At 40.6% G+C, this 14,299-nt stretch carries 11 protein-coding genes; 9 read left to right on the forward strand and 2 right to left on the reverse strand.

Going from position 1 to position 14,299, the window contains the following annotated elements; all coding sequences use genetic code 11:
• Positions 1-372: 372 nt before the first annotated feature.
• The 3 genes from CWB85_RS03765 (at position 373) to CWB85_RS03775 (ending at position 4,746) form a co-directional block, all read left to right on the forward strand.
• Positions 373-2,634, forward strand: coding sequence for an acyl-CoA dehydrogenase (locus CWB85_RS03765; protein ID WP_138554144.1), 2,262 nt, complete (start codon positions 373-375; stop codon positions 2,632-2,634).
• 184 nt (positions 2,635-2,818) lie between these two features.
• Positions 2,819-3,781 carry a phosphotransferase gene (locus CWB85_RS03770; protein WP_138554145.1) on the forward strand — a complete coding sequence of 321 codons (963 nt, stop codon included), beginning with the start codon at positions 2,819-2,821 and terminating at the stop codon, positions 3,779-3,781.
• Positions 3,778-4,746: a Gfo/Idh/MocA family protein gene (locus CWB85_RS03775; RefSeq protein ID WP_138554146.1), complete on the forward strand. Its 969-nt coding sequence runs from the start codon at positions 3,778-3,780 to the stop codon at positions 4,744-4,746. Before CWB85_RS03770 ends, CWB85_RS03775 begins: the two co-directional genes overlap by 4 nt.
• Here CWB85_RS03775 and CWB85_RS03780 read toward each other — a convergent pair whose 3' ends face one another.
• Positions 4,747-5,586 carry an ABC transporter substrate-binding protein gene (locus tag CWB85_RS03780; protein ID WP_138554147.1) on the reverse strand — a complete coding sequence of 280 codons (840 nt, stop codon included), beginning with the start codon at positions 5,584-5,586 and terminating at the stop codon, positions 4,747-4,749. It abuts the gene before it with no gap.
• A 202-nt stretch (positions 5,587-5,788) separates the two neighbouring features.
• Between CWB85_RS03780 and upp the strand changes: the two genes are divergently transcribed.
• The 5 genes from upp (at position 5,789) to CWB85_RS03805 (ending at position 12,551) form a co-directional block, all read left to right on the forward strand.
• Positions 5,789-6,418 (forward strand): uracil phosphoribosyltransferase, encoded by a 630-nt coding sequence (gene upp, locus CWB85_RS03785; protein ID WP_016706769.1) that lies wholly within the window; start codon positions 5,789-5,791, stop codon positions 6,416-6,418.
• A 2-nt stretch (positions 6,419-6,420) separates the two neighbouring features.
• Entirely contained in the window at positions 6,421-7,653 is a 1,233-nt protein-coding gene (locus CWB85_RS03790; protein WP_138554148.1) for a uracil-xanthine permease family protein, read from the forward strand.
• Positions 7,654-7,800: 147 nt separating this feature from the next.
• Positions 7,801-9,543 (forward strand): HAD-IIB family hydrolase, encoded by a 1,743-nt coding sequence (locus CWB85_RS03795; protein ID WP_138554149.1) that lies wholly within the window; start codon positions 7,801-7,803, stop codon positions 9,541-9,543.
• Positions 9,536-10,759 (forward strand): glycosyltransferase family protein, encoded by a 1,224-nt coding sequence (locus CWB85_RS03800; protein WP_138554150.1) that lies wholly within the window; start codon positions 9,536-9,538, stop codon positions 10,757-10,759. The genes CWB85_RS03795 and CWB85_RS03800 overlap by 8 nt, the downstream gene beginning before the upstream one ends.
• Before the next feature lie 19 nt (positions 10,760-10,778).
• Positions 10,779-12,551: an alpha-amylase family glycosyl hydrolase gene (locus tag CWB85_RS03805; protein ID WP_138554151.1), complete on the forward strand. Its 1,773-nt coding sequence runs from the start codon at positions 10,779-10,781 to the stop codon at positions 12,549-12,551.
• A 110-nt stretch (positions 12,552-12,661) separates the two neighbouring features.
• Here CWB85_RS03805 and CWB85_RS03810 read toward each other — a convergent pair whose 3' ends face one another.
• Positions 12,662-13,744 (reverse strand): ABC transporter substrate-binding protein, encoded by a 1,083-nt coding sequence (locus CWB85_RS03810; protein ID WP_138554152.1) that lies wholly within the window; start codon positions 13,742-13,744, stop codon positions 12,662-12,664.
• Between the two features lie 152 nt (positions 13,745-13,896).
• Between CWB85_RS03810 and CWB85_RS03815 the strand changes: the two genes are divergently transcribed.
• The gene (locus tag CWB85_RS03815) at positions 13,897-14,286 is read left to right on the forward strand and encodes a cytochrome b562 (protein WP_016706763.1); all 390 of its coding nucleotides are present in this window, start codon (positions 13,897-13,899) and stop codon (positions 14,284-14,286) included.
• The last annotated feature ends 13 nt before the right edge of the window (positions 14,287-14,299 follow it).

A 14,299-nucleotide genomic window follows, 5' to 3' on the forward strand; every position in this document is an offset into this window, starting at 1 on the left:
AACTTATTTTGCTTCATTCCCAATGTTAGATTGTCACGTTAATGGTATTAAAAGTTGTGATTTTCTATCATGTTTTGATATTTTTATATCAAATAATAGTTACATTAATTATCAAATAGTTTTAATTGTTAATTTTATGGTCTGTTTTTTGTGAGGGTTCCTGTGGCTATAAAGTGAGTTTTATATATTTACTGTTTACCTGGCTTTATTTTTCATTTCAGCGTACACGTGTTAGCTGTTTTTATTCAATAGCTTAGCGCCTGCCGATAAAAATAAATTGAAAAAACTGTTAAAAAAATGGTTAGAGCAATTGATCTAATCTCATTTTTATGACGTAATAGGGTTATTATTATCTGGTCGGATGAGTTAATCATGAGTTTACGCACAAAATTAAAAAAAGTATTACCAAGTATTTCAATTACAGAACAAGAAGCATTAGATGCAGGTGATGTGTGGTTAGAAGGCTCTATCTACCAAGGTAAGCCTGATTTTGAGGCTTTACGCGCGGTACCCGCTGCGGTTTTAAGCGCCGATGAGCAAGCATTTATCGATGGCCCATTACAAGAGTTACTGGGTATGATCGACGACACGGAAATTCAAAGCGGTATCCACTTACCTGACTACATTTTAGATTTTCTGAAAAAAGAGCGTTTCTTTTCACTGATCATTCCTAAGTCATTTGGTGGTTTAGAATTTAGCCCTTACGCAAACTCAACCATTGTTGGCACAATCGCTACTAAGAGTTCGGCTGTTGCGGTAACTGTTATGGTACCAAACTCATTAGGGCCGGGTGAATTACTACTGCATTTTGGTACACAAGAACAACAAGCACATTACTTACCGCGCCTTGCAAATGGTCGTGATATTCCTTGTTTTGCCCTAACCAGCCCAGAAGCGGGCTCTGATGCAGGTGGTATTCCTGACATCGGTGTGGTCACAAAAGGTATGCACAACGGTGAAGAAGTACTTGGACTTGAGATCACCTGGGACAAGCGCTACATCACACTTGCACCGATTGCGACAGTGCTAGGTTTAGCTTTTAAAGTGGTTGATCCTAATGGATTGCTAGGCGGTAAAGAAAACCTAGGTATCACTTGTGCACTTATTCCAAAAGATCACCCAGGTGTAGAGCTTGGTAATCGTCATGATCCAATGGGGATTCGTTTTTACAACGGGACTACACGCGGTAATAAAGTATTTGTACCAATGGACTTTATCATTGGTGGTCAAAAGAACATCGGCCGTGGTTGGCAAATGTTGGTTAGCTGTTTAGGTGCTGGTCGTGGTATTTCACTACCTGCGTTAGGTGTAAGTTCATCACAAGTGGCCTTTAAAGGAGCCTCTGAATACGCCGCTGTGCGTGAGCAGTTTGGTTTAGCGATTGGTCAGTTTGAAGGTATTCAAGAAAAACTTGCTGATATTGCAGGTAAAACGTACCTTCAAGAAGCGATGCGTGTGTTAACAACTGAAGGTTTAGGGATGGGCTTAAAACCATCAGTAGTTACTGCAATTGCTAAGTATCATATGACCGAAATTGGCCGCGATGTACTCGATTCTGCTATGGATATCCAAGCGGGTAAAGCGATTCAAAACGGCCCACAAAACACGCTAGCCAGTGGTTATGTAGCACAACCTATTGCCATTACGGTAGAAGGCGCAAACATCCTCACCCGTAACCTGATGATTTTTGGTCAAGGTGTGATGCGTTGTCACCCATATTTACAATCTATGGTTGAATCGATCCATAGTGAAGATAAAAACGCTGATAAAGAATTTAACAGCATCTTGCGTAAAACAGTGGGTTACAGTGTAGCTAACAGCTTACGTGCATTCCGCTTAGGTGTTTTACCGTTTACCGCTGGTGCTAATTCACCACTTCCTGAAGTGCGTGAATATGAAAAAGCAGCACAAAAATTATCAGCAAAACTCGCTGTATACGCTGATTTCTCGTTATTAGTATTGGGTGGCAAGCTTAAGCAAGCAGAAATGCTATCAGCTCGTTTAGGTGATGTAATGAGCTTCCTCTATGCGGCCATGGCATCTATCAAGTACTACGAGCAAAAAGTAGCGAGCAGTGAACGTGAGCAAGCTGCACCTTACTTCCACTATGCAACTCGTTTTGCATTACAAAGCGCTGAAGAAGCACTTCACAAGTTTTTAGATAACTTCCCAGCAAGTGGCACACGTAAGTTTATGCGTTTCATCACCATGAACTACTCAACCAAAATGCCAAAAATCAGCGATGACTTAGTTCGTGAATTAGCCAAACAAGCGCAACTTGATACTGCCTTTAAAAAGCAAATTACACACTTGGTTAAACCTGTTGAAGGTGATGGTCATTACATTAACGAGCAAGCATACCAAGCGAAAATGGGCTGTTTAGATTTACTCGCAAAAGTTAAAAAAGCCTTGCGTGCCAAAACAATCAAACCAGGTATTCGTTTTGCATTAACGTTAGACAATGCACTCGTTGCGAACGTAATCACTGAGGAAGAATACGCTAAACTGATTGATTACAACAAAAAACGTGAGCGCGCAATTCGTGTTGATGAGTTTGATTTTGATATGAACTTACTCGACGAAAACGCACAGCCAGTGAATCCACAGCCACTTAAAACGGCAGTAAATCAGTAAATTTGAGTTAACTTAATTCAACAATGTAAGCGCCCAGCAGTAAGGGCGCTTTTATTTTTAAAGCCCATGCAATTTGTCTGGGCTTTTTTGTTGTCAGCTTAACAGCACAGTCTTATTATCTAAGCCCTTTAATTTGCAACCGTTTATGCCATACTACATGCAGATTTCGTAAACCTTGGTGTGTATGTCTTTTTATCTGCCTTTAATTAGTCTTCATTATAAGAATATTAAAATCACCGAAACGATTACTTCATTGTGGAGTGGCTGTGGTGAAATAGTGCGTTGTCGATTGGATGAAAAAGCATGTGTTATTAAAGCGATTAGTGTGCCCGATCACATAAATCACCCGCGAATTTCACAAACTGAGTTTGCAATTAATCGTAAGCATTGCTCTTATGATGTTGAATACAATTGGTACCTGCATTATGCACCACAATTACCTTCGCAATCTCGGGCGCTTAGTTGTTTTAAGGCTATAAAGCATGACTCGCAAAAGGTATTGGTGTTTGCTGATTTTGCAGCTGAAGGTTTTACTTGTGCGCAAGAAACTGACGCACATATAGCAGCAATTATTAAATGGCTAGGGTATTTTCATGCTTTTCACTTTCAAGTTAACCCCGATGCCCTTTGGCTGCAGGGAAACTATTGGCATTTAGCAACACGCCCAGATGAATATGAAAATATGCGCGAAAGCACATTAAAGCAGCACGCAGATAAAATAGATAAAATATTGCGTAACTGCCCGTATCAAACGCTTATTCACGGTGATGCAAAACTTGCGAATTTTGCTGTTAATAATTCAACGATGGATGTTTTAGGCTATGACTTTCAATATACTGGTGGTGGCGTTGGTGTTGTTGACGTTATGTATTTTTTGGGTAGCTGTTTAAATGAGCAGCAACTTGAGGATACTGCTGATGACTATTTAGCGAGTTATTTTCGTCACTTTAGTGGTGCTATGCAGCAGTTTGGTCACAGTGAGTATACAGCTGTTGTTCTTAACGCGTGGCAAACACTATGGCCGGTTGCTTGGGCTGATTTTTATCGGTTTTTAATGGGCTGGAGCCCAGCGCACAAAAAAGTTAATGCTTATATGCGCAAACAATATCAAATTACAAAAATAAATTTTGGGAGCAAACTTGCATGACGAAACAAATTCGTTGGGGAATGATTGGTTGTGGTGCTGTGACAGAGGTGAAAAGTGGCCCTGCGTATCAACACACAGCAGGTTTTGTGTTACATGCGGTTACCCGCAGAGACACCGCACTTGCTGAGGATTATGCTAAACGTCACAATGTGCCTTTGGTATTTAAAACGGCCGATGAATTGATCGCAAGTGATGAGATTGATGCTGTGTATATTGCAACCCCTCCCGATAGCCATAAGGCGTTGGCATTAAAAGTAGCTGCAGCAGGTAAACCGTGTTGCATTGAAAAACCACTCGCGCCAACGTTAGCGCAAAGTGAAGCTATTCTTGAAGCCTTTACGAGTAAAAACATTCCGTTATATGTGGCGTATTATCGTCGCTCTTTACCGCGTTTTAATAAAGTAAAAAGCCTGATTGATGCTGGTGAAATTGGTCAAGTTCGTCATGTTAACTGGCATTTAAGTAAAGCCGCCAGTGAGCAAGATAAGTCAGGTGAATATAATTGGCGAACGGATAAAGCCATTGCCCCTGGGGGATATTTTGATGACTTAGCCAGTCATGGCCTTGATTTATTCGGCTATTTATTTGGTGATTATGAGCATGTCAAAGGGCTTGCTTGCAACCAACAAAGTTTGTATAAGGCGTTTGATGCAATTACAGCGTGTTGGCAACATAAAAATGGCATTACCGGTTCGGGCAGCTGGAATTTTGGCGGTTTTTCACGCTTTGACACTGTTACAGTTTATGGCGAAAAAGGCGAGATCAGCTTTAGTGTATTTGATGAACAAGCCATTTCTGTTATTAACGAAACAGGTGAAATACAGTACAACATAGCAAACCCGGCTCATATTCAGCAGTACCACGTTGAAAATATGGCAGCGGCACTGTTAAAAAACATCACTCATCCTTCTACAGGCCATTCAGCGACTCATACAAGCTGGGTGATGGAACAAATTTTAAACTAGTTATGGCTTTGGTGTTTTAAATGCGCTTTTTAATGCGTTGATCAATAATGTTTGTTCGGGGGGAACAAAAGTGTGTTCGTGACTGGTAATAATTGCTTGTTGAAGACTTGCCGATTGCAGTGCTTGATCAAATAACGCGATTGCTTGCTGGCCTTGGTCTGAACGTGAGCACGCAATATAACCGAATATTGCCTGATTACTGTTTGCAACGCTTAGGTAGCGGATATCAGTGGTTCTTGGATCTTTACCGTGGCGAGAAACAAACACTGCACTGTATTCAATAATGGCATCTACTTTGTTTTGGAACAACATTTGGCTAAGCCGTAAAGCACTAGTGGTACCAGCTAAGGTCATAAATGAGTCTGGGTGTTTACGTATGTAATCATCGATTTCACTGCCGTACGCACGGCCAGATGTAATGCCGATGATGAGCTTATATTTATTTATAGCGTCTTCTAAACTGACACTTTGTGGTAATTCTGGGTGATTATAAACCACTAAGCGGTTTGCGGGAAAAGCCATAATGGGGTAATGGCTAAAAAGCGCATTATTAAGGCGTTCGGGTGTTTTGGCTTTATTGTACAAACACACGTCTTGCAGGGTGTGTAGTTGTTGCCATTCTCTTAGCCTACTTGCAGGAATAAAGTTTAGAGCGATAGCTCCATTGAGCTGCTTTTCGATATCCAGCATGAACTGAGTAGCAATATTATGCGAGTCACCATCTACTTGAGGTGCAAAGTCGGTCATGATCTGCACTTTTAATGGTTTTTTAGCCTCTGCTAACGTAGGTATTACCGCTAATAAAACACTGAGTATGATCTCAATAGCAAACTTTGACATAAAACCCGAGTAAGCAAATTTTTTATAGCCATATTATAGTGTAGTTACTTCAAAAAAGAACAATTATTGCGTTAAATGAGATAAAACAGTGGGGCTGGAATAAGTTGATTCGACTTTTATTGCACTGTTCATGCTTTTTTGAAGTCTGATGGCATTTTTTAAGCTAAAATAAGCGCAATTTATTTTTCTTTTAGGCATTATTATGACAATTCATGTAATTAATCATCCACTTGTTCAACATAAACTTGGCCTTATGCGCGAATATGGGATCAGTACCAAGAGTTTCCGTGAACTTTCTTCTGAAGTGGGTACGTTGTTAACTTATGAAGCAACGAAAAATCTGCCGCTTGAAAAAGTACAGGTTACCAGCTGGGATGGTAATCAATTAGATGTTGAACATATCAAAGGTAAAAAAATCACCGTAGTGCCTATTTTGCGTGCAGGCCTTGGTATGATGGATGGCGTAATGCAGTTATTACCTGCCGCTAAAGTCAGCGTGGTGGGTTTACAACGCAATGAAGAAACCTTAGAGCCCATCCCTTATTTTGAGAAACTGGTTGGCAAGATTGATGAACGTTTAAGTCTGGTTATTGATCCTATGCTGGCTACTGGTGGCTCGATGATCGCAACTATCGACATGTTAAAAAAAGCCGGTTGTAAAGAAATCAAAGTGATTGTGCTTGTTGCTGCACCTGAGGGTGTTGAAAAAACACTTGCTGCTCATCCAGATGTGGAAATATTTACAGCTTCCCTAGATAGTCACCTAAATGAAAAAGGCTATATTATTCCTGGTCTTGGGGATGCGGGCGATAAAATTTTTGGCACTGTATAAACGTGGATAAATCGATTTTCTCAATCAAAACCATATTAACCGGGGCACAAATGCTGTTTGTAGCATTTGGTGCTTTGGTTTTGGTGCCATTACTTACTGGTTTAGACCCTAATGTTGCGCTATTTACAGCGGGTATTGGTACCTTACTCTTTCATATTGTTACTAAAGGCCAAGTGCCAATATTCTTAGCATCATCATTTGCGTTTATAGCCCCTATCATCGCTTGTGTACAATTATGGGGTGTGCCTGCGACCATGGGAGGGCTAATGGCCGCAGGTGGCGCGTATATGTTGCTAAGTATTTTAGTGAAGCTTAAAGGGGTTGCAACGTTACATAAAATTTTACCGCCAGTCGTTGTGGGGCCTGTGATCATGGTGATTGGCTTAGCGCTTGCTCCTGTTGCCGTGAATATGGCTATGGGTAAAAGTGGTGATGGCTCCCTACAGTTGATCCCTTATGAGCAAGCAATTTGGGTGGCCGCATTTTCGTTATTAGTGACGTTAATATTTGCAGTATGGGGCAAGGGCGTATTTAAACTAATTCCTATCTTAGCGGGCGTTATAACCGGGTATAGCGTGTCTTTAGTGATGGGCATCGTTCAATTTGATGCTGTAACTGATGCGCAGTGGTTGGCAATGCCAGCATTTACGTGGCCAGAATTTAAATGGCAGGCAGTGTTGTTTATGGTACCGGTTGCTATCGCACCGGCGATTGAGCATATTGGCGATATGATGGCAATTAGCCAAGTCACCAATAAAGACTACCTGAAAAAACCAGGCTTACACCGCACATTGTTTGGTGATGGCCTAGCTACTACTGCAGCATCAATTTTTGGTGGACCACCCAACACAACTTATTCAGAAGTGACAGGTGCAGTGATGTTAACTCGCAATTTCAACCCAAAAGTAATGGTATGGACGGCTATTATCGCCATTATTTTAGCATTCGTAGCTAAAATGGGTGCTGGTTTACAAACGATCCCTGTTCCAGTGATGGGCGGGATCATGATTTTGTTGTTTGGCTCAATTGCCGTAGTAGGCTTAAATTCACTGGTTAAATCGGGGGAAGACTTAACTACCCCACGTAATTTAAGTATTGTAGCGTTAATTTTAGTGTGTGGGATTGGCGGTATGCACATCGGTGGCAGTGAATTTAGCTTGCAAGGTGTTAGCTTATGCGCAATTTTGGGCATCGTACTTAATTTAGTGTTACCAAAGGCTGAAAAGCCTGCTTAATAACTGCTCATATAGCAATTATATTGCACCATAATAGCGCATTTTAAATGCGCTATTTTTTTAACTCATTAAAAGTAAAGGTATTTAAATAGTGGTCTACTAACTGCATTTATCTTGTTAACAGTGTCATACTGATCAGGAGCGATTATGCAAGAGGCCAATATTGTGGATATTACCCCGTTTTTAGCAAAGCATCAGCTACCCCTTAAATACCAATATTTAAGCGAGCAGTATTTTGTGCCGTTAGCAGAAGATATTCTTCGTTTTAAACCAACTGGGCGACCAATGCTGGTGGCTATAAACGGTTGTCAAGGCTCGGGTAAATCAACCCTGGCTGACTTTTTAGTTACTTGGTTTAATTGTAATACGACTTTAAACAGTATCGCGATATCGATTGATGATTTTTATCACAGCCGAGAGCATCGTTTGCAACTGGCACAAGATGTTCATCCTTTGTTTGCCACTCGTGGTGTGCCAGGTACCCATGATACCGCTTTAATGAAACACACTTTCAGCGAATTGTTACAAGGTAAAAGCAGTGTTTCATTGCCTAAGTTTGATAAGAGAACAGACGATCCGATTGAAAAATCGTTATGGCCTGTCACTGAGCAAGCGGTAGATATTATCATTTTTGAAGGCTGGTGCGTTGGCAGTGAAGCACAGCAGCCGTATCAATTACATCAGCCCGTAAATCAATTAGAAGAACATGAAGACTCAGAAGGGATTTGGCGACGTTGCGTGAATAGCTGCTTAGCCAATGAGTACCAAGATGTATTTGCTATGATTGATTACACGGTAATGCTTAAGGCGCCGTCGTTTGCAGATGTCTATGGCTGGCGGTTAGAGCAAGAACAAAAGTTATTAAATAAAAAAGGGGCGGGGAAAGGCACATTTGATGAAACGCAGCTAGTGCGTTTTATCTCTCACTTTGAGCGAATTACCCGAGAAAACTTAAGCCAGTTACCAGAGCATGCTGATGCATTATTAGTATTAGATAAGTCGCGTGATATTGCGTCTATGAAGTTACGTGCTGATGATACCTCCATGCCGCTTATTTTTACCGACTTAGACGGGACATTACTTGATCATAATGATTACCACTGCGATGAAATAAAACCGTTTTTAACAGAATTAACGACAGCTGGTATTACTGTTATCTTTAATACTAGTAAAACTTTTGCAGAGGTAAATGCATTACAAAAATCATTAGGGCATAACCAACCTTTTATAATCGAAAACGGTTCCGCAGTTTATATCCCTAAATTTTATTTTGACCTCAAACCCATAGGATGTGAAGAGCTCGATGAGCATTGGCGTTATGCATTATCGCCTAGTTGTAAGCAATTACAGCAAGAGCTACATACTCATGCTCATGAGTTTAGTGATTATTATCGTTTATTTAGTCAATTATCTGCACAAGAAGTCAGTCAAATTACGGGGCTGAGTATTGAGCAAAGTGAGCTTGCACGCATTCGGGAGTATTCAGATCCGTTATTTTGGCAAGGGACAGAGCAGCAACTGTTGGACTTTTTAGAAGCGATAAAACCGCTTGAGTATGAGGTGTTAATAGGTGGGCGTTTTATTCACCTTAATCGCAATACTAATAAAGGGATTGCTCAAAATTGGCTACTTAATCAGTTTAAACAACATTATCGCTATTCTTTCACCACCATTGCTTTAGGTGATAGTCAAAACGACATGGCGATGCTCGACGAAGCAGATATTGCAATTTTAATTAATAACCCAGCAAGTAAAGCAAAAGCCAAGTTAGCTCATAAACCTTGGTTACTCAGTGAACATCCCGCACCGCAAGGTTGGATAGACGAAGTGTCCGATTTAAGTGTTATCAAAGCGCAACTAGCGTCTAAACAGGAGCAATCACATGGCTGATTTTTATCAAAATGGCATCATTACAACGTTACATAATATTGCCGATCGACCACTTGAAGATATCGAAGCTGAATTGGTTCGTTTTTCAGAGCAACGACCAATGGGTTTGATCTTGCCATCTCTTTACAGTGAGCTTGAAGGACCTGCACTGCAAAATATCATCAAAGAGCTTAAACATGTGCCTTATTTATCACAAATTACAATTGGTTTAGATAGAGCTGATGAAAGCCAATATCGTCATGCGTTACAATTTTTTGCGGAGCTTGGCCAACACCACCGTGTTTTATGGAATGAAGGGCCACGCTTGCAAGCGCTTGACAAAGAATTGCAAACGCTCGGCGTAGCGCCGCGAGAACTTGGGAAGGGCCGTAATGTTTGGTATTGCATGGGTTATAAGTTAGCAACCGCAAAAGTCGAATCTATAGCGTTACATGATTGTGATATTTTAACGTATGACCGTAGCTTATTGGCACGGTTAATTTATCCAGTTGCCCATCCACGCTTTAATTATGAATTTTGTAAAGGTTTTTACCCGCGAACCGCAGACGGCAAAATCAATGGCCGTGTTTCACGCTTATTAGTAACGCCATTGTTACGCTCATTTAAAACGATTTTAGGCAGCACCGATTATTTAGAGTATATGGATTCATTTCGTTACCCATTGGCGGGGGAGTTTTCTTTTCGCCGTGATGTATTAAACGATATTCGCATACCTAGTGATTGGGGGTTAGAAATTGGCGTATTATCAGAAATGTACCGTAACTACTCGCACAATCGCTTATGCCAAGTCGATATCGCAGATAACTATGATCATAAACACCAAACTTTGTCATTGGATAACCAAGCGGCTGGTCTATCGAAAATGTCGATAGACATTACTAAAGCGCTATTTCGTAAGTTAGCCACGCAAGGGGTGACATTTACCACTGAAACCATTCGTTCTCTTAAAGCAACGTATTACCGAATTGCGCTGGATTTTATCGAAACCTACCATAACGATGCCATGATGAATGGTTTAAAGCTCGATATTCATCAAGAAGAAAAAGCCGTTGAAATGTTCGCACAAAACATCATGAATGCAGGGCAGCATTTTTTGCAACACCCGATGGAAGCGCCGTTTGTGCCAAGTTGGAACCGCGTAGCTTCAGCGATGCCGGATGTGTTTTCGCGTTTGGAAGAAGCGGTTGAACTTGATAATAAAGAGTTTTCATCGTAAGTGAACAAAGAGGTTAATAATGAGCAGAGAGTTATTACAGCAACGCGTTGAGCAGCACTTAGAAACAATTTACGCTGACAGTAATCTTGGTGTAAGCCTATCACAATTAGCAAACCAGCTTATTACTACCATGCTAAAAGATGATGCGGTTCGTGATCCTACACCTCATAAAAATCGCTGGAGTGAGCAGGATATTATTTTAATCGCCTACGGTGATTCTATCATGCGCTTTAATGATGCTGCAGATGCTGTGCCAAACCCAATAGAGCCACCATTACATACCTTGCATCGCTTTATTAAAACTCAGTGTGCAGATTATATTAACTCTTTACATATTCTGCCATTTTATCCGTATAGCTCAGATGAAGGGTTTTCGGTGATGAGTTATGTACAGGTGAACGAGTCACTCGGGAGCTGGCAGGATATTCAAGCAATTGCGAACGATGTGAAACTAATGGCTGACTTAGTGATCAATCACTGTTCAAGTCGCAGCCGGTGGTTTGAAAACTTTTTACAGGGCAAGGAGCCGGGGTTAAGTTATTTTAAAACGGCAAGCCTAGCAGATGATTTATCACAGGTTGTTAGACCACGCACATCTCCATTATTAAATACAGTGCAAACAGCAGTAGGAGAGCGCCATGTGTGGTGTACGTTTAGCCATGACCAAGTTGATCTTGATTTCGAAAATCCAGAAGTATTAAATGAGTTTGTCGGTATTATTCGTCATTATTTGGACAATGGGGTACGAATTTTTCGTTTAGATGCCGTCGCCTTTTTATGGAAGCAGTTGCATACATCCTGTATTAATTTACCGCAAACTCATGAGGTGATCCGCCTACTGAGAACGTTAATTGAGCACGTAGAGCCCAATGTGGTGATCATCACAGAAACCAATATTCCTAATCGTGAAAACTTATCTTACTTTGGTAATGCCAATGAAGCACACTGTATTTATAACTTTTCACTCCCGCCTTTACTTTTACACACTTTATTAAGTGGTGACAGCGCAGCATTGAAACATTGGATGATGAGTATGCCGCCGGCACAAAATGGCACGGCATACTTTAATTTTATTGCATCACACGATGGTATTGGCTTAAGACCTGTTGAGGGGTTATTAGATCACAATGAAGTAGCGAAAATGGTTACTACGGTCAGTCGTTTTGGCGGTAAAGTGTCGATGCGTACTGCTGAAAATGGTACCAGCTCACCTTATGAATTAAATATAGCTTTATTTGATGCGTTGCAGGGAACTCATCAAGGGCCAGACAAGTGGGGACTGCAACGGTTTTTATGTGCGCATGCCATTATGTTTGCGCTGGAGGGGATCCCAGGGCTTTATATCCATAGCTTAATGGGAACTACCAATGATTATGTGCGTTTTGATAACACTCAGCATAACCGTTCAGTGAATCGTCACCGTTGGCAAGAAGCTGATTTACTTAACAAATTAGCGGATACTAGTAGCCACTATGCACAGGTGTTTGAAAACATTCGTAAGTTATTGAAAGTTAGAATAAAGCAGCCTGCATTTCATCCTAATGCAACTCAGTTTACCCTACATTTAACTGGCGCACTATTTGGTTTTTGGCGACAAAGTATCGACAGACGGCAAAGTATTTTTTGCGTTTACAATGTCAGTGCTCAACCACAGCAATTATTGTTAGCTGATCTAAATTTAATCGCAACAGAACATTGGTACGAATTAATCGAAGGAGTTCAGCTGTCTGACGATCTACAAACTATTGAGCTTAGCCCGTATCAAGGTTTATGGTTGTCGAATAGCGAATAGCGAATAGCGTGCTTAAACATTTTAAAGCCGATGGTAAATCCTTCGGCTTATTAAATTTAGGGGGTACTAACTACTGTTATAGCGTGCTTAAAAATGACTGTAAAGCCCCTTTACAGTGTGTTTTTGAGCTCTTTAGATAGATTTTCGACAGTGAATATCAAATGGTTTGCTTGGCTACGTGCGAATTTTAGAAAGTTTATTTTGCCTAATTCGCCATCATTTATATACTCGATAAGCGGCTGGAGCATCGGTTTCTTTTGTGTAAAAAAGGTTAGATCCTCGTGCTGTATGGCAAATTGTTGTGGCCTTTTAGTCGCATCATAAATAGCTAACAGCGCATATGCGCCTAATAATACATGCCCGCCCATAGAAATGTCTAAGTATGTATCCTCAGCAGGTGCGCTATCCCAATTGAAACCACCTACGACAGCAGTGTCTCTGCGTTGCTGCGCATTTAATGCATGGGCAGCGCCAAAGGCTATAGCATCATTGGCACACCAAATCGCATTAATACTTGGCACTGTTTGTAAATATGCAAAGGTCTTTGTATAGCTTTGTTGCCTTGACCAATGAGCAACATCTTCTGCAACAAGTGTCACATCAGGGTGTTCAGATAGAAAGTTAGCTAAACCAGCACGTCGTTTAATTGCTGCAGGTGTGGTGTAATCGCCAAGTAATGCGAGGAGATTCATTGTTCCTGAATTAACCTTGCTATGTTGTTGATATAGTAAAGTTGCTAAATGTTTACCAGCCTCTTGATTTCCAGGCACTACACTACCAATGACGTGGACATTACGTTGCTTAAGAGTGCTCAGCTTTAGTTTATCAGGTCTGTTTAATAAAAAATAAATCGGAATATCATGTGTGTTGAGTGTGGTTAAATAATCACTGAGGACCTTTTTCTCATCAACGAGAATTAAATAATCGGGCTTAGACTTTATTGCATCTGCAATAAGTGCTTTCATTGTTATATGATTTCGATTGGCGAAATGGGTTGTGAGAGTAATATTTAGATCATCTGCGGCAGCTTGCATTATATTAGATACTTTATACCAGAATTCACCGGTACTCTGCGCGTCGGTACTAGGCTGTTTATCAAACCCTGGATTAATAAAAATAACATTAACAGTGGCATGCGTAGTTGCGCAAAAACACAATAAAGAATAAATACAAAAAATACGCCATAATCGCATTAAATAAACACTCAACTAATTATTCAATTTAATTATTATCTTAGCAGAGCAGCGGTAAACCTCATAGCTTGACCCCATTTAGGCAAAGGTTATATTCATACGCATAGCGGTGTACAATATGTGTAATTACTTTTTAGTCAGTTAGGTTTTAAATGAAAACACTGTTATGTTTTTTTGTATTACTTTTTACCCCGGTTTTATATGCTGGCGAGACACTCGATCTTGAAACGAATATGAAAAATATGGGGTTAGCCTATAAGAAAAGTGTAGAAGCCACACAGTTAGGTGAGTTTAATCAAGCAATTGATGAATTTATTGCGTTGGTGCAACGTGCTAAAACAGCGACATTCCACAACGAAGAAACGCAGTCGTTACAAGGGTTAGATAAAGTACTGTCTAAAGCAGAACTTGCCAAGAAACTCGCAAACGAGCAAGGGTTAAATGCTGCTAAAGGGCCATTAAAATCGATTAATGGACTGCGTAAACAATATCATAAATTACATGAGCCTCCCGGTTTTTGGGAACTGTTATTTGGTAAGTGATAAACCCGCTTAT

Origin of the sequence: Pseudoalteromonas sp. S1727 (genome assembly GCF_005886375.1) — a bacterium.
In the GTDB taxonomy this organism is placed as follows: Bacteria; Pseudomonadota; Gammaproteobacteria; order Enterobacterales; family Alteromonadaceae; genus Pseudoalteromonas; species Pseudoalteromonas haloplanktis.